We start from the raw sequence: 23,463 nt of genomic DNA, 5'->3' as shown, positions 1-23,463 counted from the left end.
CAAGCCGTCCTGTGGAGCAGGGCTTGCCCTGCTCCACGAAAGAAGCCCCTCGGTATCTAACAGAGGGGCACAATTCCGCTGGAAACTACGGTCAAAAAGTCTGGAAATCCCGCTTGGCATAAGGGTTTTCTGAAACTACTGACCGACTGTGACAATCGGCGGAAAATATCACACTTTCACGATTGGGGGTATGCAGGCTGAATGAAAGCACCTTTATCACCGCCTTGAAAGAGAAACGCCTATCTTACGGCGTGTCCCAGACAAGGCTTGCAATCATGGCTAATGTTAGCCGTGAACACTTGAACCGTATCGAAGCGGGAAAGGTCAAGCTCACGGACGATATGCAGGAAAAGCTCATGGAAGCGGTCGAGAAATTCAATCCCGACGCTCCCATGTTCCTGCTGTTCGACTATGTGCGTATCCGTTTCCCCACGCTGGATATACAGCACGTTATCAGAGATATATTGAAGCTCAACATTGACTATATGCTCCATGAGGACTACGGACACTACAAATACACAGAGCATTACTATCTGGGTGATGTGTTCGTCTACACTTCACAGGACGAGGAAAAAGGCACGCTTCTGGAGCTGAAAGGCAAAGGCTGTCGCCAGTTTGAAAGCTATCTGGTGGCACAGGGGCGTAGCTGGTATGACTTCCTCATGGACGCTCTGGTTGAGGGCGGTGTGATGAAACGCCTTGACCTTGCGATTAATGACAGGGCGGGCATACTGGATATTCCAGATCTGACCGCCAAATGCAACCGTGAGGAATGTGTTTCCCTGTTCCGTTCTTTCAAGTCCTATGCTTCGGGCGAGCTGGTGAAGCACAACGAGCAGGACAAGGCGGGCATGGGACACACGCTGTATATCGGCTCTCTGAAATCGGAAGTCTACTTCTGCTGTTATGAGAAGAACTACGAGCAGTACGCAAAGCTGGGAATACCGCTTGAGGAAGCACCCATAAAGAACCGCTTCGAGATACGACTGAAAGATGAAAGAGCCTATTATGCCGTCCGTGAACTGCTGACCCATTATGACGCAGAACAGACGGCATTTTCTATCATCAATCACTATATCCGCTTCGTGGACAGAGAGCCAGAGAAGCGAAAGACAGACTGGAAGCTCAATGACCGCTGGGCGTGGTTTATCGGGAAAGACCGCCCGCCTGTCAAGCTGACGACAGACCCAGAGCCTTACACATTGGAAAGGACGCTGGGCTGGATAAGCCGACAGGTTGCCCCGACCTTAAAAATGCTGAAAAAGATAGACGCTGGCAACAGTACGAGCTATCTGAAAGAGATTGAGGACAACGCAAAGCTGACGGAAAAGCACTTGCAGATAATCCGACAGCAGACAGCGGACACAGAGGAGCTTATCACAGAATAAAGGAGAATTGAGATTATGGCAGAACTTGTCAAGGATTTGGTGCTGGTATCGCTGGGAATGGGTATCGGTGTCGTACTTATGAGTATCGCACAGGTCAGCAAAATGGCTGACGAACAAATGGAAGAAATCAAGAAAGAAAGGATTGATAAAGAATGAATTTCGGACAGAACTTATACAACTGGTTTTTAAGCAACGCCCAGAGCTTGGTGCTTATGGCAATCGTGGTAATCGGTATCTACTTAGGATTTAAGAGAGAGTTTTCTAAGTTAATCGGCTTCCTTGTGATTGCCTTAATCGCCGTCGGGCTGGTATTCAATGCAGGCGGTGTCAAGGACGTGCTGTTAGAGCTGTTCAACCGTATCATTGGAGCGTAGCCTATCGTTAAAAGCGGTTACTCCTTTGGAGATCAACCGCTTTTTCTATACTCAAATTTCAGATTGGAGTGGTTGATTGAAAGATATTTTTACGGATATGCAGGCAAAAATCGGGTGTCCGTATCTCTCCGACCTGCCCTACTACAAGCGTGCGGTCTGGTTTGAGATGAAACGCCTTTGCCTGTCCGACTACCCTAAGAAACAGTTGGAAGATTTTTCACGCTATGTATTCGGTGTGCCTTACACCGTCATACAGGAAGCGTTACAAAGAAAGGACGTGATGAAACATGGAAGAAATGCGTGTGCAGATTGAAGCCAGAGAGCCGACAGACGGCGAGATACGAGCCTTTTGGTTCACCCTGCCTATCGACACGGAACAGGTGGAAGAACTGCTGGGGATTGATGTAGATACAGACTATTATTACATCACGGGCAAGGAGTTTCCCTTTGCTGATGAAGTGCAGGAAGATACCACCATTGAAAAACTCGACGACCTGTACCATACCTATGAAAGCCTGCCCTCTGACTTGAAAGAGGACTACGGGGAGCTGATGTGCTATTTCACTGACCTAGACGAACTGCACCGATACAGAAACAACATCATTCATTATTCATGGTGCAGGAACATGACGGACGTTGCCCGCCACATTCTGAACAACGACCCAGCGTTCACTTCTCTTAGTGAGAGTGTTATCCGCTATTTCGATTATGAAGCCTACGGGCAGTACCTTGACGACAACGGACGCTTTGTGGAAACCGACCACGGTATCTATGAGCTTCCGTAGAAAAGAGGTGTGTGCCTGTGGTGGACGACATGAGGGTGTATATCGCTAATCTTGGCAAGTACAATGAGGGTGAACTTGTCGGGGACTGGTTCTCTTTCCCTATCGACGAGGAAGATGTTGCGGAGCGTATCGGGCTGAACAGCTATTATGAGGAATACGCTGTCCATGATACCGACAACTTTCCCATTGAAATCGGGGAGTATATCTCCATTCAAGAACTCAACGAGATGTACGACATGATTTGTGAGCTTCCCGACTATATCACGGACGCTCTGGACGAGTTTGTTTCCTACTATGGAAGTCTGGAAGAAGTCTACGAGCATAAGGACGAGATTTATTATTATCCTAATTGCGAGGATATGACCGACGTTGCCTATTACTTCATTGATGAGTTACAGGTATTGGGACAGATACCGCTACCGTTACAGAACTATATCGACTATGAAGCATACGGCAGGGACTTGTCCATAGAGGGGACATTCATTGAAACAAGCCGTGGGATATGCGAGATACCATATTAGAGCTGGCAGATCAGCGACAGGCAAGGTCGCTACTGACAGCTTTTTCTATCAAGGACAGTCTGAAAATGGCTGTCCTTTTCCATTACAACGAAATCCCGCAAGGGGATACCTCTATGCCGTGAGGAACACGCCAAAAACAATGAAAGGAGCTGAAACGAATTGAAGAAGATTAAGAGCTACACAGGTATCTGGAACGTGGAGAAGGTCTTGTATGCAATCAATGACTTTACTCTCCCGTTTCCTGTTACCTTTACCCAGATAACGTGGTTTGTCATCACGGAGTTTGCCGTCATTATCTTAGGGGACTTACCGCCGTTATCGTTTATCGAGGGGGCATTTCTGAAATACTTCGGTATTCCTGTTGCCCTCACATGGTTTATGAGCCAAAAGACCTTTGACGGCAAGAAGCCTTACAGCTTCTTGAAATCGCAGATTACGTTTGTCCTGCGACCAAAAGTGACCTATGCAGGAAAAGCCGTGAAGCTGGAAAAGGAAGTGTTCAGCGAACCCGTCACGGCAGTTAGGAGTGTGATGTATGTTCCCGATTAAATATATCGACAACAACCTTGTCTGGAACAAGGACAATGAGGTATTCGCCTACTATGAGCTGATACCGTATAACTATTCTTTTCTGTCAGCGGAGCAGAAGTTTATCGTCCATGACAGCTTCCGTCAGCTTATCGCACAGTCCCGTGAGGGAAAGATACACGCCTTGCAGATAGCGACGGAAAGCTCCATAAGAAGCATACAGGAGCAGTCAAAAAAGCTGGTGACGGGACGACTTCGTGATGTGGCGATACAGAAGATAGACGAACAGACAGAAGCGTTAGTAAGCATGATTGGGGACAATCAAGTGGACTACCGCTTTTTTATTGGCTTCAAGCTCATTGTGACAGAGGAAAAGGTCAGCCTTGACAGCATGAAGAAATCGGCGTTTATGACATTCAAAGAGTTTTTGAACGAGGTCAACCATACACTGATAAATGACTTTATCTCCATGCCAGATGATGAAATCAACCGCTACATGAAAATGGAAAAACTGCTGGAAAATAAAATCTCCCGCCGTTTCAAGTTCCGACGCTTGGACAAGAACGACTTCGGGTATCTTATCGAGCATATCTACGGCAGGGACGGCGTGGCGTATGAGGACTACGAGTATTCGCTTCCAAAGAAGAAGCTGAAAAAGGCAACGCTTATCAAGCAGTACGACCTTATCCGTCCGACCCGCTGTCTAATAGAGGAAAGCCAGCGATACTTGCGTTTGGAACATGAGGACAGCGAGAGCTTCGTGTCCTACTTTACCGTCAACGCCATTGTGGGCGAGCTGGATTTTCCGTCGTCGGAAATCTTCTATTTCCAGCAACAGCAGTTCACGTTTCCTGTTGATACGAGCATGAATGTGGAAATCGTCGGCAACCGCAAGGCACTTTCCACGGTGAGAAATAAAAAGAAAGAGCTGAAAGACTTGGACAACCACGCCTATCAGTCTGGAAGCGAAACAAGCTCAAACGTGGTGGACGCATTAGACAGCGTGGACGAGCTGGAAACCGACCTCGACCAGAGCAAGGAAAGTATGTATAAACTTTCTTACGTTATCCGTGTATCAGCTCCAGACCTTGACGAGCTGAAACGACGCTGTGATGAGGTCAAGGACTTTTACGACGACCTCAATGTAAAATTAGTCCGACCTGCTGGGGATATGCTGGGGCTTCACTCTGAATTTCTTCCCGCCAGCAAGCGTTACATCAATGACTATGTGCAGTATGTGAAATCCGACTTCTTGGCTGGTCTTGGCTTCGGGGCGACACAACAGCTTGGAGAGAATACAGGTATCTATATCGGCTATTCCGTAGATACAGGAAGAAACGTCTATTTACAGCCCTCTCTTGCCAGTCAAGGCGTGAAAGGGACAGTCACCAACGCTCTGGCTTCTGCTTTTGTCGGTTCGCTGGGCGGTGGAAAATCGTTCTGCAATAACCTTATCGTTTACTATTCTGTTCTCTTTGGGGGACAGGCGGTTATCCTTGACCCTAAATCAGAGCGTGGCAACTGGAAAGAAACGCTCCCAGAGATAGCCCATGAAATCAATATCGTCAACCTTACCAGCGATAAGGAAAACGCTGGGCTTCTTGACCCGTTCGTGATTATGAAGAATGTAAAGGACGCTGAAAGTCTGGCGATAGATATTCTCACATTCCTTACGGGGATTTCCTCTAGGGACGGTGAGAAGTTCCCTGTCCTTAGAAAAGCGGTGCGAGCCGTGACCCAGAGCGATCAGCGAGGACTACTCCATGTGATAGACGAGCTACGCAGAGAGGACACGGCGATAGCCCGCAATATTGCCGACCATATCGACAGCTTTACGGACTATGACTTTGCACATCTGCTGTTCTCTGACGGTTCGGTATCTAACGCTATCAGCTTGGACAACCAGCTCAATATCATACAGGTGGCAGATTTGGTACTGCCCGACAAGGACACGACCTTTGAGGAATACACCACCATTGAACTGCTGTCCGTGGCTATGCTGATTGTCATTAGTACCTTTGCCTTAGACTTCATTCATTCAGACCGCAGTATCTTTAAAATAGTGGATTTAGATGAAGCGTGGGCGTTCCTCAATGTGGCGCAGGGAGAAACCCTCTCAAACAAGCTGGTGCGTGCGGGACGTGCTATGCAGGCAGGCGTGTACTTCGTCACGCAATCCTCTGGGGACGTGTCCAAAGAGAGCCTAAAGAACAATATCGGCTTGAAGTTTGCCTTTAGAAGTACCGACATCAATGAGATAAAGCAGACCCTTGAATTTTTCGGTATCGACAAGGACGACGAGAACAACCAGAAACGACTTCGTGACTTGGAGAACGGACAATGCCTACTTCAAGATTTGTACGGGCGTGTGGGCGTGGTGCAGATACACCCTGTCTTTGAAGAATTACTGCACGCCTTTGATACCAGACCGCCCGTGAAAAGCGAGGTGGAGTGATGAAAGATAGGATAAAGGGGCTTCTGACAAAAAAGAAGCTCTTTCGTTTTTTCAAGATAGCTGTGATTGTGGTACTGACAACCATTGCTCTGCTCTCCCTATTGGGGACAGTGGCACACGCTTCTGGGCTGGTAGATGATACCGTCAATGCGGACAACCTGTATTCGCAGTACCCTTTGGAAAACTACCAGCTTGATTTCTATGTGGACAATAGCTGGGGCTGGCTTCCGTGGAACTGGCTGGACGGTATCGGGAAATCCGTACAATACGGGCTTTACTGTATCACCAATTTTATCTGGACTATCAGCCTGTATCTAAGTAACGCCACAGGGTACGTCGTCCAGCAGGCGTATAAGCTGGACTTCATCAACGACATGGCAGACAGTATCGGCAAGAGCATACAGACCCTAGCGGGCGTGACGGAAAACGGCTTTGGAAGTACGGGCTTCTATGTGGGCTTCCTGCTTCTCATTATCCTTATCGTGGGTATCTATGTAGCCTACACGGGACTGATAAAGCGAGAAACCAGCAAGGCATTACACGCCGTTATCAATTTCATTGTGGTGTTCGTGCTGTCCGCTTCCTTTATTGCCTACGCTCCCGACTATATCAAGAAAATCAATGACTTTTCTTCGGACATTTCCACGGCTTCGCTGGATTTGGGGACAAAAATCATGCTTCCCGACAGCGACAGTGCGGGAAAAGACAGCGTGGACTTGATAAGGGACAGCCTGTTTTCCATACAGGTACAACAGCCGTGGCTACTTTTGCAGTTTGGGAACAGCGATATAGAGGAAATCGGGGCTGACCGTGTGGAAGCTCTGGTATCGGTTAGTCCCTCTGCCGACGACGGGGCGACCCGTGAGGACGTGGTGAAAACGGAAATCGAGGATAACGACAACGACAATCTGACGATACCGCAGGTCATCAACCGTCTGGGAATGGTGTTCTTCCTGCTCATCTTCAATCTGGGGATAACGATATTCGTTTTCCTGCTTACGGGCATGATGATATTTTCCCAGATACTTTTTATCATCTTCGCTATGTTCCTGCCTATCAGTTTTCTTTTAAGCATGATACCCAGCTATGAGAACATGGCGAAACAGGCAATCGTGCGGGTGTTCAATACGATTATGACAAGGGCGGGGATAACGCTTATTGTCACGGTGGCTTTTTCTATTTCCAGTATGTTCTACAACATCTCCACGGATTACCCGTTCTTTATGATTGCGTTCTTACAGATAGTGTGCTTTGCAGGTATCTACATGAAGCTGGGCGACCTTATGAGTATGTTCAGCTTAAACGCTGGGGACAGCCAGAGCATGGGACGCAGGATATTCCGTCGCCCGTACATGTTCATGCGACACAGGGCTAGGCGTATGGAACACCGTATCGCAAGGGCTGTCGGTGCTGGAAGCGTTGCTGGTGCGGTGGCTGGTACAGTAGCAGGAACAACCATGAATGACGGTTCTGGGAAATCTACTAGAGCTGGTACGGGCAGAAAAGAACGCCGAGAAAATACTTCTTTTGGAAGCCGAGCGGGTTCAGCCATAGGTGCGGTGCTTGATACAAAAAACAAGGTCAAGGACAAGGCAACGGCTGTCAAGGAGAATATCAAGGATATGCCGACACAGACCGCCTATGCCCTGCACTCCGCTAAGGAAAAGGCAAAGGAAAATGTGTCCGACTTCAAGCGTGGCATTGTGCAGGGACAGGAAACTAGACAGAGCCAGCGTGCCGATAAGCGTGAGCAACACAGACAGAATATCGCTGACAAGCGTATAGAACTTCAAAAGGCACAGGAAGCAAAGCAGTCTGGCAAAGCGACGGACGGATCAGCGACAACAGGAGCTACCCGTCCCCATGACAGACCTGTGACTGCTTCTCCTGCGTCAAAGACAGATACAGGAAAAGCACAGGAAATCAAGCGTCCTGTCACTACGGACAAGGTACATACCGAGCCGACGAAAGCACAACCTGTCAAGGAGCGTCCGCTTGCTTCAAAATCTGCTGAACCTGTATTGCAGAAACACGGAACAAGGCTCAATGGTGTAGAGCTGAACCAGCAGACCACCAGAAAAGAGCGAACCATCAAGAAAGCGACCCTAAACATGACAGGAAAGAAAGGACATAAGAAATGAAGCTAAGACATATCGCCCTTATCGGCAGTCTGTTTCCCTTTCTTCTTGCGATAGTGCTTTTCTTTGGTGTGCTTATCAGTGCCGAGGACGACGACGGGGGCGGTGGTTCTTCCTCATGGGTAACGGGCATGAACCTGTCCGCAGAGGTCTTGAAACATCAGCCTATGGTAGAGAAATACGCTAAAGAGTACGGCATATCCGAGTACGTCCCCTATCTGCTGGCAATCATACAGGTGGAAAGTGGCGGGACAGCCGAGGACGTTATGCAGAGTTCCGAGAGCATGGGCTTACCGCCTAATTCCCTTGATACGGAAAGTTCAATCAAGCAGGGGTGCAAATATTTTGCGTCCCTGCTTTCTTCAGCAGAAAATCAAGGCATAGAGGATATAAACGTGGTGATACAGTCCTATAACTATGGCGGTGGCTATATCGGCTATGTGGCTTCCAATGGGAAAAAGCACAGCTTCACGCTGGCAGAGAATTTCGCCCGTGACAAGTCTGGCGGGAAGAAAGTCACCTACACGAACCCTATTGCTGTCGCCCGCAACGGTGGCTGGCGATATGCCTACGGGAATATGTTCTATGTAGAGATAGTCAACCAATATTTAACGATTACAAAATTCGATAATGCGACCGTTCAAAAAATCATGGACGAAGCACTGAAATATCAAGGCTGGGACTATGTGTACGGCGGGAGCAATCCTAACACTTCTTTTGACTGTTCGGGACTGGTTCAATGGTGCTATGGAAAGGCTGGTATCAGTCTGCCGAGAACGGCACAGGCACAGTATGACGCTACCCAGCATATCCCGCTTTCACAGGCACAGGCTGGGGATTTGGTGTTCTTCCACAGTACCTACAATGCGGGAACGTATGTAACGCACGTCGGTATCTATGTAGGAAACAATCAGATGTACCACGCTGGCGACCCGATAGGTTACACCGACCTTACAAGCTCCTACTGGCAACAGCACCTTATCGGGGCTGGCAGAATTAAGCAATAGAAAGAAAGGAATGGAAATATCATGTTCAAGAAGAAAGAAAAACCGATAAAGGAAAAGAAAGTCCGCACTATGAAAGTGGGGACGCATAAGAAATCCGTCATTGCCCTCTGGGTGGTGCTTATCGCAAGCGTGAGCTTTGGTGTGTATAAGAACTTTACCGCTATCGACCAGCACACCACGCATGAGATAGAAACCATACAGCTCCGCTTGAATGACACCAACGGGATAGAAAATTTCGTGAAGAATTTCTGTAAATCCTACTACACATGGAGCAACAGCAAGGAAGCAATCGAAGCAAGGACACAGGCTATCAGTGCCTATCTGACACAGGAATTGCAGGATTTGAATGTTGATACGGTAAGGACGGATATACCGACCAGCTCCACGGTCACGGATGTACTTATCTGGGACGTGGAACAGTTTGGGGAGAACGCTTTTTCTGTTACCTACGAAGTAGATCAGCAGATAAAAGAGGGCGACCAGACAAGGAACGTATCAGAAACCTATACCGTGACCGTTCATGTGGACGCTGACGGGGATATGGTTATCATACAGAACCCTACCCTTGCCCCCGCTATGGAAAAATCCAGCTATGAACCAAAGGCACAGGAAGCAGACAACAGCGTGGACGCTGATACGGTAAATGACGCTACGGCGTTTCTGGAAACATTCTTTAAGCTGTACCCGACCGCAACGGATAAGGAGCTTGCCTACTATGTAGAGGGAAACGCTCTTGAACCGATAAACGGGGACTATCTCTTTTCCGAGCTAGTAAACCCAGTATTTACAAAGGACGGAGATAATGTGAATGTCAAGGTATCTGTGAAGTTCATTGATAACCAGACAAAGGCAACACAGGTATCACAGTATGAGTTGACGCTTCATAAGGATAGTAACTGGAAGATAATAGAGTAAAACCAGTACTTGTTTTTTTATTGTTTGAGTTGTATAATAAGTAGGAAATGTTATACGATTTTAGAGAGGAGCGAGTTCATGTCTGATGAAAACAAAAAAACAAAGAATGATAAATTTGTCGGCTCTGTGAAAGTAGGTCCCAAGGGACAGATTGTTATACCCAAAGAAGCAAGAGAAATGCTAAATATCAGTACAGGTGATACTTTGGTCTTATTAGCAGACGCAAAACAAGGTATCGCTGTTCAAAAATATGAGGTTTACAAAGATTTTTTTGAACAAGTGTTTAACTCTGGGCAATCACCTACGAAGTCAGAATAAATTAAATTATTAAGACGGTGCTTTTATGGCACCGTCTTTTTTATAACTTTTAGCAAAAAGTAGGAAAAGTAATACTTTTCTATTGACGTTTTACTCTGCTGGTGTTAATATTGGTATAACAAGTAATACTTGTTATACCAAAAGGAGGAGATATAGTGAATAGAGATGTTACAGAACACTATTCCCACAATGGACGATATTTAGGCACCTTAAAAGTGGGAACAAAAGGACAAATTCTTATTCCAAAAGAGGTAAGGGATTTCTTTGGTATTCATATCGGCGAGCTATTAGTGTTACTTGCTGATAAAGACAAAGGAATTGCCTTACAGAAAATGGACGGTTGTAACGAAGCGTTTCAAATGGCATTTCAAAAGGAGGACAAAGAATGAATGCAATAGAAATTAGAGATTTAACAAAGCGATATGGAAATTTAACAGCAGTTAATTCTCTTTCGCTTAATATCAAACAAGGAGAATTTTTCGCAATGCTTGGTTCAAATGGTGCAGGAAAAACAACAACTATTAAAATGTTGAGCTGTCTGACAGAGCCAACAAGTGGTGATGCCCTTATGTTAGGAAACAGTTTGAGAAAACAGGCAGATAAAGTAAAAGATATTATCAACCTTTCTCCACAGGAAACAGCCGTTGCACCAAAGCTGACAGTTAAAGAAAATCTGATGATGATTGCCCGCTTACATGGTAGTTCTAAACAGGAAGCAAGGGAAAAAGCCGACAAAATCATGGAAACTTTTGAACTAACTGACCGAAAAAATGACAGAGCAAAACAGTTATCGGGTGGCTGGCAGAGAAAATTAAGTATCGCAATGGCTTTGATAAGTAATCCTAAAATTCTTTTCCTTGATGAACCGACAATCGGGCTTGACGTAAGAGCAAGACGAGAATTATGGGGAACAATGGAAAAATTGAAAGGAAAATTAACTTTGATTTTAACAACACATTATCTTGAAGAAGCAGAGGAATTAGCTGACCGTATCTGTATTATGGATAAGGGTGTTGTGCAGGTTCTTGGTACGGCTGATGAAATTATCAAGGTATCTGGTGCTAGAAATTTTGAAGAAGCATTTTTGATGTATACAGAAAGGGGTACTGAATTATGAGATTTACTATTTTTACAGGACGTAATTTTAAAGAAATTGTGCGAGATCCCATGAGTATTCTCATGTGTCTCGGATTTCCTGTTTTGCTGATTATTGCGTTAGCTTTGATGAAAGAAAGTATCGGTGGAATGGCTGATGTATTTGAAGTCCAAAATTTTGCACCGAGTATGACGATTTTAGGAATGGCGTTTCTAAGTACCTTTGTAGGTACGTTGATGTCCACCGATAGGAATAGTTCTTTCCTAACCCGATTATTTGCGTCACCTATGAAGGGAATTGATTACATCTTAGGATATTCTATACCTATAATTCCGCTTGCAATTTTACAGGCTGTTTGCTGTTTTGGTGTAGCTCTGTTCTTCGGATTAGAATTAAATATAAATATTTTTATAGCTATTTTGACCTTAATTCCAGTGGCGATATTATTTATCAGTTTTGGCTTATTTATTGGTAGTGTACTTTCAACAAATAATGCGGTCAATGGATTTGGAACAATCTTAGTGAATGCAACAGTGTTTTTAAGTGGTGCTGTCTTATCATTGGATATGATTGGTGGTACATTCAAAACGGTCTGCGATTTACTACCATTCAGTCATGCAGTAAATGCGGTAAATTATGCAATAAACGGTAATTTTTCAGATATACCATTACAGCTTGTATGGGTTTTAGGATACGCTCTGGTACTTATCATTCCGTCTGTTATTATCTTTAAACGCAGAATGAAAGGCTAATAATGATTAAGGTATTCTCTCTTACAAATTTAAACGTTGAATATATTACAGATTATCAAGGGTTAGCGATTTTTCAACAGATACAGAATTATTTACTCCCGATAAATAACGGCTCTTTAGAGAATATTGCAATTTTAGATATGGACGCTGATAAAGATATTATTTTAAGTGAACTACAAGAATGTGCAATCTTTCATAGGATAGCTTTATCCTCTTGCTGGACATTAGACAAAGTTATCATTGCATTAGAATGTAATTGCCTAGCTTTTTTGGAAAATGGTAACTTGACTTCAATTAACGATACTGTCAATTTAGTAACAAGGCATAAAGTTAGCGTATTTGATAAATCTGTTATAGCGATTATAAATTCTTTTCTAATCTAATCGGTAATGAGGTGACAAAATGATTGGTCTTAAAAAACGAGATATGAGAACTATTTTAAAAGCTGGGGCAAAAGCCAGAGGATTGTCGCTACCAGAGTTTAGGGCTGAAATACAGGAGAATATTGACAACTCTATGAATAGTCAAGACCCAGTGGTACAGAAACGATTTAAAAAGTATTTTGGTAATAAGATACCTACACCAGAAGAATACATTTACACAATTACAAAGAAAACTAAGATTTAGGTGCTTATCCTGCTTCCTGCAAAGCAGATCAGCAGGATAGCTTATGCGAGGAAAAAGAAAACGAGAAGCCTATTTGCTTCCCGTCCCCTTGTATTTCATGATACCGTCGATTGTTCCTTGAATGATTTTGAGTTCTTCATCTGTCAGTTCATCAAGCGATACGTCTATCTGCCTGCGGATTGTAGATTTTTCCGCTTTCTCCTGCGGATAGAAGTATTCATCAACAGAGATATGGAACATTGTCACTAAATCATGAAATAACTGGAAGCTGGGGTGTTTCCCTATATTCTCAATATCTGCGATATGACGTTCTCCGTAAAAGACCTTATCGCCTAAATCATTACGGGAAAGCCCAGCTTTTTCTCTCGCTTCTCTGATTGCCAGTCCTAACGGACGGAAATCAAAGCTGTGCGTGTCTTTCTTTTTCCTCATTTCAAATCACCTGTCATGAGTTTATACTTCATGGCACATGATTAGAATGTGTTAAAAGCGCATATATTATGCGTTAGTAATTCGTATCAATATTACCTTGACGGTAAATAAAAAAAACCGTTCTAAGGTAATATCTTTTTCCATGTCTTTCAATCTGATTAGGACGGTTTTGGATAACCAGAGCTGTCCTTTTCTTCTGCACTCACGGCACAGCTCTGGATAAGGGGGGGTGTGCTATGATTGCGTATCAGCGAACACGCCAGTATTCACAACTGAATAACCGCCTTACAATGGTTATCCAGTCAGCACACCCTAAACATGAGTTAAAAATTCATATCGCAAACATAGCAAAAACAGTCTGTTGGTACATTCATGTGCTGATTGACTGTTTTTGTTATTTATGAGAAGTTCAATATTTTTTTGAATTTCTTTCTTATACAGGTTAGCAAATCACCCACTCCTGTACCGATGTGGGGCGGAAAGAGGGATAGATACCTTTTACGTCTGGACAGAGAGGGGGTGAGATGATGAAACCGTCTGACTTCCAAAAGACAATCCAGTGTCAGTTTGACTGTAAGCTCAAACGTACTGTTAAGGGCGTTATCTGGAATTATAAAAAGGAATTAAAACGTCGTAAAGATAAAGAAATTCCTTTCTGTGAACTTCCAGAAATCGTTGTTGAAAAGCTGGCTGTATGGGACGAGTACATGAGTGACTATACCGTGTTTGAAGTATGCGGCGTTGAAATCCGAGTGCTTGATGAAGAACTTTCAGAAGCGTTAAAGCAATTATCGGAACGCAACCGTGAAAATCTTCTGATGTACTACTTTCTGGAAATGAGCGATACAGAAATTGCAAAAGCACAGAAAATTTCCAGAGCAGGAGTTTTTAAAAACCGTTACAGAGCTTTACAAAATTTGAAGAAAACACTGACAAAGGAGCGTGAATAAAACATGAAAAAAGGGTACAAACTTCCACCCTATCGACTTATTTCATCTGCTGTGGACGGAAATGAACAGTCTATTGAAAGAATACTGGCATTTTATGACCCGTACATATCAAAATGCTGTTTGCGTCCTCTATATGATGAATACGGTAATGTTTATATCGTAGTAGATATGGAGCTTAAAGGGCGTATCAGAGAAGCTATTATCAAAATGATTTTAGACTTCGATATCGGTACTGTTCCAACAGAAGAATAAAGCAATTATGGCAGGGCATGATTTGTTGAAATCCCCTCTTTCCTGTCCTGCCCTCTGCTTTTACACATGAGAGCCTATGGCTTTCGCCACTGTTCTTTGACAAGTGAATAAAGCAGACAGATACGTTTGTGATACAGCGAGCCACGGGGACTGTACGCCACGACCTTTTCCATAAGGGGAAGCGAGCGACCCATGCAGTGATCCGAGAGTGACCGTTGGAAAAGTCGCTTTGCCACGACCTGTATTCACAGAATAATGATACATCCGCATGGTGCGGTTCTGCCCACAGGAATGGGAATGGCTGAAATGCCAGTGGAGCTTGCCAAAGCCGTCTGTCTGCTTCCATAAGACACACAGTAAAGGGGGTGCATACTTATGAACAATACTGATGTGCCTATCTGGGAGAAGTACACGCTGACGATTGAGGAAGCGTCAAAATACTTCCGTATCGGGGAAAAGAAATTGCGTAAGCTGGCAGAGGAAAACCTCGACGCTGGCTGGGTGATTGTGAATGGAAACCGTGTGCAGATTAAGCGAAAACAGTTTGAAAAAATCATTGATACATTAGACGAAATCTAATGTCAGCGAGCCGTAGGTATGGTATAATAAAGTATAGCGTATCAACGGCTCATTCCTTGACGGAAAGGAGCTTCGCACTATGTCTAATGTAAAGAGAAAAGACAGCAAGGGACGCAATTTACGACTTGGAGAGAGCCAGAGAAAAGACGGAAGATACGTTTACAAATATACCGATATGTACGGGCAACCACAGTTTGTCTATGCTTGGAAACTTGTTCCGACAGACAAGACACCCGCTGGGAAACGTGAAGATTTGTCATTGAGGGAAAAGCAGAAAAAGATTAAGAAAGACCTCGACGACGGTATCAATACCATAGGTGGGAAAATGACAGTCTGCCAGCTCTACGCAAAGAAGAACAGCCAGAGAAAAAATGTGAAACGCAACACAGAAAAAGGTCGCCAGTATCTTATGAAAATTCTGGAAAACGACCCTCTGGGTGCAAGGAGCATTGATACGGTGAAGCTATCGGACGGTAAGGAATGGGCTATGCGAATGTATGAGAATGGCTTTTCCTACAAGACGATTAGCAACTACAAGCGTTCTCTGAAAGCGTCATTCTATATGGCGATTGAGGACGACTGTATCAGAAAAAATCCTTTTAACTTCAAATTGAGCGACGTTCTGGAAGATAATTCAGAACCCAAAGTCATTCTCACGCCAGAGCAGGAAGAAAAATTGCTTGCCTTTATGGAACAGGACAAGACGTACAGCAAGTATTATGATGAAGTGGTTATTCTTCTGGAAACGGGGCTTCGTATCTCTGAATTTTGCGGTCTGACAGTCCATATTGATATGGCGAACCGTATCATCAATGTAGACCATCAGCTATTGAAAGACAGCGAAATCGGCTACTACATTGAAACACCTAAGACCAAAAAAGGAGAACGCCAGCTTCCAATGACAGAAAGAGCCTATCAAGCCTTTAAGCGAGTGTTACAGAACAGAGGAAAGGCAGAGCCTATCGTTATCAATGGTTACAGCAATTTCCTGTTCCTAAACCAAAAGGGCTTCCCTAAAGTGGCTGGCAACTACGAAAGTATGTTGCGTGGGCTTGTGAAGAAATACAACAAGACACATAAAGACCAGCTACCAAACATCACACCGCACTCATTCAGACATACCTACTGCACGAACATGGCAAACAAAGGAATGAACCCGAACACCCTACAATACATCATGGGACATTCAAACATCACCATGACATTAGGGTACTACGCACACGGTACTTTCAATTCAGCGAAAGCAGAACTTGAAAGACTGGCTCTTGCTTCTTAAATCGGTGATTGTACTACTCATTTACTACTTTTGGTTGCATTTTCATGCTGGTAAATGCCAGCTTATGCAGAGTATCTTCCCAAAGGAAAATGCCGATAAAGCCCTAAAATACAGGCTATACCGACATTTACCAGCTTATGAAAAGATAATCAGAAATTTAGTGAGTTTTTAATGTAAAAAATTCTTAATCTTTCCTTACTTATATATATAAGCACAAATATTTTAACCTATTAAGAATCTTTTCTGTATCCATTAACATGAACAAACTTTTTAGATTTTATACAAAAAGTAACAACCTGTTTATTTAGATACGAAGAAACTTTTTATTGGTTCGTGCTTAACTACGATCTCTGAAGTTTTGATTATACAATAAGAAATTCATTTTCTTTTTCTAAATATTTACAAAAAACAAACAAGCCGCAGAGTATTTCTGGTTCAAACTGACACTTTGTCTCAATATTCCATCCTCCACCAATACCTCGATGATATATCTGGACCATTATTTCTTTCTTGATATCATACAAGCAGTAATTTTGATTATTTAACATTTGAAGTGTATATTCACTATTTTTAGCTTTGATAATTGCATGATCAACTTTCGGCATCCTACATACTGGCCATCCCACTTCTGAAGGTCGATTATTTTCGGCATATGCTGGAAATGCTGATAATATGACCTTTCTTTCTTTATTATACATCACATATTGATGATCTAACTCTTCTTCCAAATTTTCTGTTTCTAAATCTACTATATCCAATTCTAAGAGGACCGTACCAGCTTTGTTAACTACCTTTTTATCTGTTTGCACTAAGCTTCCTGTAATATACACCAGTTGTTGTCCATTAGACATCAAACTTCCCGATTTCATTACATATTTCATATTCTTAAAATTCTCCCATTAGAAAATAGATAACAATACAATACCAGCAACTCCAGAACCCAACATAACATAAATTGGATTTGGTTTCCATTTTCTAAGAATGAAAATACCTACCAAAAATATTAATAATGGCAATATATTAATTGTGCTAAAATCTTGTGGTAAAGTTCTGCTTCCATAAAACGATAAAGTCATCAATGATAAACATGCCGAAGCAATCATTGCGATTACAGCAGGTCTTAGTCCTGATAAAATCCCTTGTATCATAGAAAGACCTCGATAACGATAATAAACATATGCCAATGTCATCACTATAACACATGATGGAAGTACACAACCAATAGTTGCAATAATAGCTCCTAATAATCCTGCTGTTCGAATTCCAACAAATGTCGCTGAGTTTATTGCAATTGGACCTGGTGTCATTTCCGCTATTGTCATTATATCTGCAAATTGAGACATCGTCAGCCAAGAATGTAAATCTACAACCTGATTTTGAATCAGAGGCATAGCTGCATAACCTCCGCCAATACTAAATAATCCGATTTGGAAAAAGCTCCACAACAATTGCAAGTAAATCATAATGTTTTCTCCCCATTCATTCTTTTCTCTGTATATACTGTATCAATAGCACCAACAATTCCACATAAAAGAATTATCAATATAATATTTACATTAAAAAAATAAACAGCTATAAATGACAACAATAGTACCGTAATAGGCAAAATTCTTTTTTTTGCAAAAACATCTTTTCCCATGCTTAATACAACATCACAAATAACTGCAGCAACTCCGGCAAGCATTCCAGTCATCGCCATGCTCACAAAAATATTGTCACGAAATGCAATGTAAAACATTGAAACAATCGAGATAATAATTAAAGGTGGTAATACTGTCCCAATAACCGTTATCAAAGCTCCTAACACTCCAGCAACACGATATCCTATCAAAATAGATGCATTTACAGCAATTGCTCCTGGTGAAGATTGCGCTATTGCTGTCATATCTAACATTTCCTGTTCATCGATCCAATGCAGATCTTCGACAAATTTTTTTCTCATCAAGGGAATGATTACAAACCCTCCTCCAAATGTACATGCGCTCAATTCAAAAGTTGACAAGAATAATTTTTTATATTTCCCCATACAATTTCCTCCTTAACTTGAAGTATAGCACTTGAATAATTATAAATAAAATAATATAATTTTATAAAATATATTAGTATTTATTTATAATTATTCATCGAAACAGAAAGGAAAAGATGATTCTATTCATCAGGAAACAAAATGACCTTAAGACATTTAAAAATATTTATCGCATTAATTGAGAATAACTTTAACACAAGTAAAACTGCTGAAAAATTACTTATGACACAACCTGCTGTTAGTATCGCCATTAAAGAATTAGAACAATATTATGGAATCACACTATTTGATCGTATTAACCATCGGCTTAAAATAACTGAAGCAGGAAATCGCTTCAAGGAATACGCATCTCATATCCTGACACTGTTTGATGACATGGAAAAAAGTATGAAAAACTGGGATTCAATTGGGTTGATAAGAATAGGTTCCAGCATTACGATCGGCTCACAGTTTTTACCAAATTACGTAAAGGAATTTTATAACATTTATCCCAATACAAATGTAAAGGTACAAATTGGTCCCTCAGATCAATTAGAAAAAAAGATATTGAACAATGAACTAGATTTTGCTCTAATTGAAGGAGTTGTCCATAATCATGATTTTATATCTGAAGAATATATGGAAGATTGCCTCACTGTCATTTGTTCTCCTAACGGACCGTTTAAGCAATCACAAGAAATTTCTATAGAGGAATTTAAAAAACAGAATATTCTGTTGAGAGAGCATGGAAGCGGAACCCGAGAAACAATAGAAAATGTTATTGAAGCAGCTGGCTTTTCTATTGAACCTACTTGGGAAGCTATGAGCACGACAGCTCTTGTAAATGCTGTGATCAATGGTTTAGGGATCTCCATTTTACCTCATCGAATGATTGTAGGACCTCTAGAAAAAGGACTAGTGATTGCAATCAACATAAAAGGATTAGAATTCAAAAGAAAATTCCAAATCATCTACCACAAAAACAAAATGTTAACCTCATCAGCAAAATTCTTTATCAATTTGTGCAAAAATTATGAAATTGATTACCCTTTGCCTAATTATAATGGGCTTTATTAACATTTTAACGAGAACTAATTTCTCTGTTTCTTGTACAAAACCCAATAAGCAGTCAACTTTCTATCTGTTATCTGTAAACAATATAAGAATGTTTCATTTCTAAATACCTCTACATAATTAATCGGTTATGTAAAAAAAGTTTTCTAGTCCATAGAATGCCTGGTTCATTTTTATCATTATTTCGCTTATTTATTATAAAACCATTTATAAAAATGCAAATAGAACGGAAGATACTTCATTACGTAATTTGTTATCTTCCTTTATATTTTCAAGCGAAAATGGTGTACCTTTGCACAACTAAGATTCATGTGCCTAATCACAAATGTTTGTCTTATTAAGTATTTTTCTACATCTGTAAACATTAGCTTAATTCTTTGGCCCCTATATAATGACAAGTATCTGTTTGCTTTCGCATGTGAACTATTTTTTTACTTTCGTTGACAATTCAATAAATCAATCTATATTCTTATCAACATATATATAATATTTATCTGTAACTGGTAACATGTTCTATATCAAAAATGCTTTCTTTTTCCCAAGAACATAACTAACAATAGCAGTGCTACAGTTATATCTTAACACTGAAGTTCCCTATTCAAATTTCTATGAATAACAAAAAAAGAGAGAGCTATCATCCTCTCTCAGATCGTTGACAAATTAGTTCTTTGACCGAACTTTTCCCTCTTTAATATTAAAATTAGGTAATCTTAAGCTGTTATTAGCTTAAGATTACCTGTAAAATATTTATCATCAACACTTATAATATATTTTTTGATGATTTTAAAATGTATAGTCTGCCAACAAACTGAAGGCAAAACTTTTAACAAATTATCACAAACTTTCATCCTATTATTTCCATTTATCCAACGGCTCATCACCAATATCATTTTTCAAATCTGCTCCATTAGAAGCAATTAGTTTTTTATAATAATAGAACGATTTTTTCTTAAAACGATTATATGTTCCATTCCCATAATCATCCGCCTCAACTCCGATCATTCCATAGCGTTTGCTTATTTCTGATGTACCTGAAGATACCAAATCCATCGGTCCCCACCATGCGTATCCAAAAACATCTACACCATCTTCAATTGCCTCTCTCATTTGAGCAACATGTCCTGCCATATATTCAATTCGATCATCATCACAAATGTATCCTTCTGCATCCGGATGGTCTGTACTTCCTAAACCGTTTTCTGCAATAAAGATTGGTAGTTGATAACGATCATAGATACGATTCAACGCAATTCTAAATCCTACAGGATCAATTGGCCATCCTGCTTCAGACATTTTTAAGTTTGGATTCTTGATTACTGCAACTAGTGATCCAGTTGGCTCAATAATTTCCTGGTTCTTATATTCTGCAACATAAGACATATAATAACTGATTGAAATAAAGTCTACTTTTCCTTTTTTTAAAATTTCATCATCTTCCGGCATTTTATTGATTCTGATATTATGTTCTTTAAAGAATCGATGGATATAATATGGATATTCTCCTTTTGCCTGGACATCTGTATAAAAGAAATTAAAATGATCTTCAAAAACTGTCTGTAAGACATCTTCTGGTTTTGTGCTGGCAGCGTAATTCTCTAAACGGCATAACATGCAACCTACTTTCATCTCAGGATCAATTTCATGGGCCTTAATTACTGCTTTTGCACTTGCAACAAATTGGTTATGCGATACATTATATACCAAATCATAAGTTCTCTCACTTTGATCATTCAGCAATACTCCACTGCATGCATATGGATTTGTTAATACGCAGTTGATTTCATTAAATGTCAGCCAGTACTTTACTTTTCCTTTATAGCGTTTAAAAACAGTTTCACAATATTTTTCAAAACAATCGATTGTCTCTCTGCTTTTAAACCCGCTGTATTTTTTAATCAAATTTAAAGGTACATCAAAGTGATCTAATGTTACTAAAGGCTCAATACCATAGGAGTGAAGTGTATCAAAAACATCATCATAGAATTTCAATCCCTCTTCATTTGGAGATTCATCGTCCCCATTAGGATAAATACGGCTCCAGCTAATGGACATTCGAAATACTGTAAATCCCATTTCTGCCATTAAAGCAATATCTTCTTTATAGCGATGATAAAAATCTACACCACGTCTTTTTGCTAAATTGTATTCTTCTGGATGTGCCTCGATTTTTTCAATCTGTTGAACATTCACATCTTTATACATTTCTCCATTAATTTTTGAGCGAAGTTCTTTTGGCAGATGAATTGCAAAATCTCCTGCTGCTGGTCCTCTTCCTCCTTCATTCCAACCACCTTCTATCTGATTTGCCGCTGTAGCCCCTCCCCACAAAAATCCTTTTGGGAATGGTGTATTACTTACTAAACTCATTTTCTTTCTCCTCCTTCATTATTTGTATTGTCTTATATTGAGCTTCAAATACTGGTAATATATGTTGCGCAATACGTAATTCAGAATTTGAAGTCATGATTGTATCCTGCGCATGAATAAACAATAATGAGTATTCCATATCTTCACCTGCTGCCTGACTTTGAATAACCTGTGTTTGAGCTACATGCGCTTTTAATATATATTCCTCAGCATCTTTCAACAAATTTTTTGCCTCTTCAAATCTGTTTTTTGCCATTTTTTCAATTGCTTCATCAACTTTATCCCTACCTTGACAAGCATTCATAATCACATTCATGGCTACTTGATTAATATTCATTTTTCATGCTCCTTTTATGACATCTGTGCTACCGCACTCTCTTTTTGTGCTTTTTTTGCTTCTTTTGCTAGCTCTTTCTTATACTCATAAGCATCCGCAACTTTAAAGAAAGGATAATAGATAACTGCAGCAATAATAAAATTCACGATAACTAGCAAGACATTTCCAATATGTCCTCCAGACTGTACATATGCTGAAATAACATTTGGTAAATTGTTAACATCAAAGTTAACATAAGGGATTTGTGCCCAACCATACTTCATCCAAATATAAGTATTTGCAGAATGAATTATTGACACTAGGATCCACGGCACTAGCATAAATGGATTACATACAATCATTCCATATACAAGCGGTTCATTGATATTAAAAATAGATGGAATAATTGTTGCCTTACCAAGCAATCTAAATTTTTTGCTTTTTGCTCTAAGCATATATAATGCAATAGGTAGTGTGGCACCTTCACCACCAATATGCTGGTAGCGACTGAATCCATAAGCGTAAATATTTTGAGCTGCCTCTCCCATCGCCATTCTCGCTGTATTCTCAGCAATGGCTGCCTTTTGAATCGTCATAGTAATTGGTGTCCAAACCCATCCCGATACTCCAAAGAAATAGAAAATATCCATTACAAAACTAAGAAAAATCACTCCAAAAATGCTTTGTGCAAAATAATTTACTGGACTCATCACCAAAGTGATTACACTGAATAGATCCAGGTTAAAGCCATAAGAGAATACGAATCCGATGAACAAGCAGAAGATAATTGCAAAAATATTATCAAACCAGTTTTTTACAAAATCTGGAATTACAGAGTCTTCGCTAAAGAAGGAAAAGTGGGCAAGTTTTTTATACACAATTCCGACAAACAGACCGACCGCCATTGCAGTAAACATACCGGCTGCTCCAAATCGCTCGATTGTGAATAATGTACCGCCCTCAACTGCGACAGCTTTCATACAAAGCATATACGTGCCGATAGATGTAAAACCTGCAATTATTGAACGATCACGGCGGTTTTCTTTTACCATTGCATCATGTGGAATGATAAATGCCATGAACAATCCGCTTAATCCAAAGGAATATGTTCCTATGACTGATATATCAATCAATGATGGAACAAACTTCCTTAAAACACCCCATAATGCGGAAACTGCATTTGCCATTGAAAATGGAACTAAAAACAATACTGCATTTGCGACAATACTAAACCAATAAAAACTAGAAATTTTATTTACAACTGGCACAAGTCTTGCCTCTATCCATGCCTGCATTTTTGACATCATA

The 23,463-nt window shown here is 41.1% G+C and carries 29 protein-coding genes and 1 pseudogene; 23 read left to right on the top strand and 7 right to left on the bottom strand.

What is annotated here, in order from left to right; translation table 11 throughout:
• Nucleotides 1-197: 197 nt before the first annotated feature.
• The 17 genes and pseudogenes from mobT (at nucleotide 198) to BQ9859_RS06235 (ending at nucleotide 12,904) form a co-directional block, all read left to right on the top strand.
• Nucleotides 198-1,388, top strand: a complete 1,191-nt coding sequence (mobT, locus tag BQ9859_RS06320) for a MobT family relaxase (RefSeq protein WP_083662724.1) — start codon at nucleotides 198-200, stop codon at nucleotides 1,386-1,388.
• Between the two features lie 15 nt (nucleotides 1,389-1,403).
• Nucleotides 1,404-1,544 (top strand): DUF3789 domain-containing protein, encoded by a 141-nt coding sequence (locus tag BQ9859_RS06315; RefSeq protein WP_075877385.1) that lies wholly within the window; start codon nucleotides 1,404-1,406, stop codon nucleotides 1,542-1,544.
• Complete coding sequence (locus BQ9859_RS06310; RefSeq protein WP_010817890.1) at nucleotides 1,541-1,762, top strand: hypothetical protein; 222 nt, start codon at nucleotides 1,541-1,543, stop codon at nucleotides 1,760-1,762. The genes BQ9859_RS06315 and BQ9859_RS06310 overlap by 4 nt, the downstream gene beginning before the upstream one ends.
• A 76-nt stretch (nucleotides 1,763-1,838) precedes the next feature.
• On the top strand, nucleotides 1,839-2,075 hold the full coding sequence (locus tag BQ9859_RS06305) for a hypothetical protein (RefSeq protein ID WP_060815474.1): 237 nt from the start codon (nucleotides 1,839-1,841) through the stop codon (nucleotides 2,073-2,075).
• Entirely contained in the window at nucleotides 2,050-2,547 is a 498-nt protein-coding gene (locus BQ9859_RS06300) for an antirestriction protein ArdA (RefSeq protein ID WP_075877384.1), read from the top strand. Before BQ9859_RS06305 ends, BQ9859_RS06300 begins: the two co-directional genes overlap by 26 nt.
• A gap of 17 nt (nucleotides 2,548-2,564) precedes the next feature.
• Nucleotides 2,565-3,068 carry an antirestriction protein ArdA gene (locus BQ9859_RS06295; protein ID WP_074137156.1) on the top strand — a complete coding sequence of 168 codons (504 nt, stop codon included), beginning with the start codon at nucleotides 2,565-2,567 and terminating at the stop codon, nucleotides 3,066-3,068.
• A gap of 159 nt (nucleotides 3,069-3,227) precedes the next feature.
• Nucleotides 3,228-3,617 (top strand): conjugal transfer protein, encoded by a 390-nt coding sequence (locus BQ9859_RS06285; protein ID WP_075877382.1) that lies wholly within the window; start codon nucleotides 3,228-3,230, stop codon nucleotides 3,615-3,617.
• A complete protein-coding gene (gene tcpF, locus BQ9859_RS06280) occupies nucleotides 3,604-6,051 on the top strand; it encodes a conjugal transfer ATPase TcpF (RefSeq protein ID WP_075877381.1) in 2,448 nt (815 codons plus the stop codon). The genes BQ9859_RS06285 and tcpF overlap by 14 nt, the downstream gene beginning before the upstream one ends.
• A pseudogene (locus tag BQ9859_RS06275) lies at nucleotides 6,051-8,054 on the top strand (CD3337/EF1877 family mobilome membrane protein); the annotation flags it as partial. The gene tcpF and the pseudogene BQ9859_RS06275, both read left to right, overlap by 1 nt.
• A gap of 134 nt (nucleotides 8,055-8,188) precedes the next feature.
• Entirely contained in the window at nucleotides 8,189-9,196 is a 1,008-nt protein-coding gene (locus tag BQ9859_RS06270; protein ID WP_075877379.1) for a bifunctional lytic transglycosylase/C40 family peptidase, read from the top strand.
• A gap of 21 nt (nucleotides 9,197-9,217) precedes the next feature.
• Nucleotides 9,218-10,111, top strand: coding sequence for a conjugal transfer protein (locus BQ9859_RS06265; RefSeq protein WP_075877378.1), 894 nt, complete (start codon nucleotides 9,218-9,220; stop codon nucleotides 10,109-10,111).
• A 78-nt stretch (nucleotides 10,112-10,189) separates the two neighbouring features.
• Nucleotides 10,190-10,429 carry an AbrB/MazE/SpoVT family DNA-binding domain-containing protein gene (locus tag BQ9859_RS06260; RefSeq protein WP_074141169.1) on the top strand — a complete coding sequence of 80 codons (240 nt, stop codon included), beginning with the start codon at nucleotides 10,190-10,192 and terminating at the stop codon, nucleotides 10,427-10,429.
• A gap of 155 nt (nucleotides 10,430-10,584) precedes the next feature.
• Nucleotides 10,585-10,818 carry an AbrB/MazE/SpoVT family DNA-binding domain-containing protein gene (locus BQ9859_RS06255; RefSeq protein WP_074141168.1) on the top strand — a complete coding sequence of 78 codons (234 nt, stop codon included), beginning with the start codon at nucleotides 10,585-10,587 and terminating at the stop codon, nucleotides 10,816-10,818.
• Nucleotides 10,815-11,546, top strand: coding sequence for an ABC transporter ATP-binding protein (locus tag BQ9859_RS06250; protein ID WP_074141167.1), 732 nt, complete (start codon nucleotides 10,815-10,817; stop codon nucleotides 11,544-11,546). Before BQ9859_RS06255 ends, BQ9859_RS06250 begins: the two co-directional genes overlap by 4 nt.
• A complete protein-coding gene (locus tag BQ9859_RS06245; RefSeq protein WP_074141166.1) occupies nucleotides 11,543-12,277 on the top strand; it encodes an ABC transporter permease in 735 nt (244 codons plus the stop codon). Before BQ9859_RS06250 ends, BQ9859_RS06245 begins: the two co-directional genes overlap by 4 nt.
• Before the next feature lie 2 nt (nucleotides 12,278-12,279).
• Nucleotides 12,280-12,660 (top strand): hypothetical protein, encoded by a 381-nt coding sequence (locus BQ9859_RS06240; protein WP_075877377.1) that lies wholly within the window; start codon nucleotides 12,280-12,282, stop codon nucleotides 12,658-12,660.
• Nucleotides 12,661-12,679: 19 nt separating this feature from the next.
• A complete protein-coding gene (locus tag BQ9859_RS06235) occupies nucleotides 12,680-12,904 on the top strand; it encodes a hypothetical protein (RefSeq protein WP_074141164.1) in 225 nt (74 codons plus the stop codon).
• Nucleotides 12,905-12,973: 69 nt separating this feature from the next.
• Here the strand turns inward: BQ9859_RS06235 and BQ9859_RS06230 are convergent, their stop codons facing one another.
• A complete protein-coding gene (locus BQ9859_RS06230; protein WP_032509185.1) occupies nucleotides 12,974-13,336 on the bottom strand; it encodes a helix-turn-helix transcriptional regulator in 363 nt (120 codons plus the stop codon).
• A gap of 236 nt (nucleotides 13,337-13,572) precedes the next feature.
• Between BQ9859_RS06230 and BQ9859_RS12450 the strand changes: the two genes are divergently transcribed.
• The 5 genes from BQ9859_RS12450 (at nucleotide 13,573) to BQ9859_RS06200 (ending at nucleotide 16,393) form a co-directional block, all read left to right on the top strand.
• On the top strand, nucleotides 13,573-13,740 hold the full coding sequence (locus BQ9859_RS12450) for a hypothetical protein (RefSeq protein ID WP_154666059.1): 168 nt from the start codon (nucleotides 13,573-13,575) through the stop codon (nucleotides 13,738-13,740).
• Nucleotides 13,741-13,860: 120 nt separating this feature from the next.
• A complete protein-coding gene (locus BQ9859_RS06225) occupies nucleotides 13,861-14,286 on the top strand; it encodes an RNA polymerase sigma factor (protein WP_428979183.1) in 426 nt (141 codons plus the stop codon).
• A 3-nt stretch (nucleotides 14,287-14,289) separates the two neighbouring features.
• Complete coding sequence (locus BQ9859_RS06220; RefSeq protein WP_021421703.1) at nucleotides 14,290-14,538, top strand: helix-turn-helix domain-containing protein; 249 nt, start codon at nucleotides 14,290-14,292, stop codon at nucleotides 14,536-14,538.
• Between the two features lie 375 nt (nucleotides 14,539-14,913).
• Entirely contained in the window at nucleotides 14,914-15,117 is a 204-nt protein-coding gene (locus tag BQ9859_RS06205; RefSeq protein WP_021421702.1) for an excisionase, read from the top strand.
• 79 nt (nucleotides 15,118-15,196) lie between these two features.
• Nucleotides 15,197-16,393, top strand: a complete 1,197-nt coding sequence (locus BQ9859_RS06200; protein WP_075877376.1) for a tyrosine-type recombinase/integrase — start codon at nucleotides 15,197-15,199, stop codon at nucleotides 16,391-16,393.
• Between the two features lie 362 nt (nucleotides 16,394-16,755).
• Here the strand turns inward: BQ9859_RS06200 and BQ9859_RS12610 are convergent, their stop codons facing one another.
• The 3 genes from BQ9859_RS12610 to BQ9859_RS06180 are packed head-to-tail and all read right to left on the bottom strand — an operon-like array spanning nucleotide 16,756 to nucleotide 18,419.
• Nucleotides 16,756-17,274 (bottom strand): hypothetical protein, encoded by a 519-nt coding sequence (locus tag BQ9859_RS12610; RefSeq protein WP_202613453.1) that lies wholly within the window; start codon nucleotides 17,272-17,274, stop codon nucleotides 16,756-16,758.
• An 18-nt stretch (nucleotides 17,275-17,292) separates the two neighbouring features.
• Nucleotides 17,293-17,856, bottom strand: a complete 564-nt coding sequence (locus BQ9859_RS06185) for a chromate transporter (protein WP_075877375.1) — start codon at nucleotides 17,854-17,856, stop codon at nucleotides 17,293-17,295.
• Nucleotides 17,853-18,419, bottom strand: a complete 567-nt coding sequence (locus BQ9859_RS06180; RefSeq protein WP_075877374.1) for a chromate transporter — start codon at nucleotides 18,417-18,419, stop codon at nucleotides 17,853-17,855. Before BQ9859_RS06180 ends, BQ9859_RS06185 begins: the two co-directional genes overlap by 4 nt.
• 141 nt (nucleotides 18,420-18,560) lie before the next feature.
• Between BQ9859_RS06180 and BQ9859_RS06175 the strand changes: the two genes are divergently transcribed.
• The gene (locus BQ9859_RS06175; protein ID WP_075877373.1) at nucleotides 18,561-19,475 is read left to right on the top strand and encodes a LysR family transcriptional regulator; all 915 of its coding nucleotides are present in this window, start codon (nucleotides 18,561-18,563) and stop codon (nucleotides 19,473-19,475) included.
• A gap of 849 nt (nucleotides 19,476-20,324) precedes the next feature.
• Here the strand turns inward: BQ9859_RS06175 and BQ9859_RS06170 are convergent.
• From BQ9859_RS06170 to BQ9859_RS06160, 3 genes are read right to left on the bottom strand one after another with little or no spacing between them, the layout of a single operon-like run.
• Nucleotides 20,325-21,839 carry a glycoside hydrolase family 1 protein gene (locus tag BQ9859_RS06170; protein ID WP_075877372.1) on the bottom strand — a complete coding sequence of 505 codons (1,515 nt, stop codon included), beginning with the start codon at nucleotides 21,837-21,839 and terminating at the stop codon, nucleotides 20,325-20,327.
• Nucleotides 21,823-22,176: a PTS sugar transporter subunit IIA gene (locus BQ9859_RS06165; protein ID WP_075877371.1), complete on the bottom strand. Its 354-nt coding sequence runs from the start codon at nucleotides 22,174-22,176 to the stop codon at nucleotides 21,823-21,825. Before BQ9859_RS06165 ends, BQ9859_RS06170 begins: the two co-directional genes overlap by 17 nt.
• Before the next feature lie 14 nt (nucleotides 22,177-22,190).
• Nucleotides 22,191-23,462, bottom strand: a complete 1,272-nt coding sequence (locus tag BQ9859_RS06160; protein ID WP_075877370.1) for a PTS transporter subunit EIIC — start codon at nucleotides 23,460-23,462, stop codon at nucleotides 22,191-22,193.
• Nucleotide 23,463: the final 1 nt, after the last annotated feature.

The organism is Merdibacter massiliensis (assembly GCF_900155395.1).
Lineage (GTDB): Bacteria > Bacillota_I > Bacilli_A > Erysipelotrichales > Erysipelotrichaceae > Merdibacter > Merdibacter massiliensis.
The sequence above is the reverse complement of the archived record's forward strand: the minus strand, read 5'-3'. Positions and strand labels throughout refer to the sequence as shown.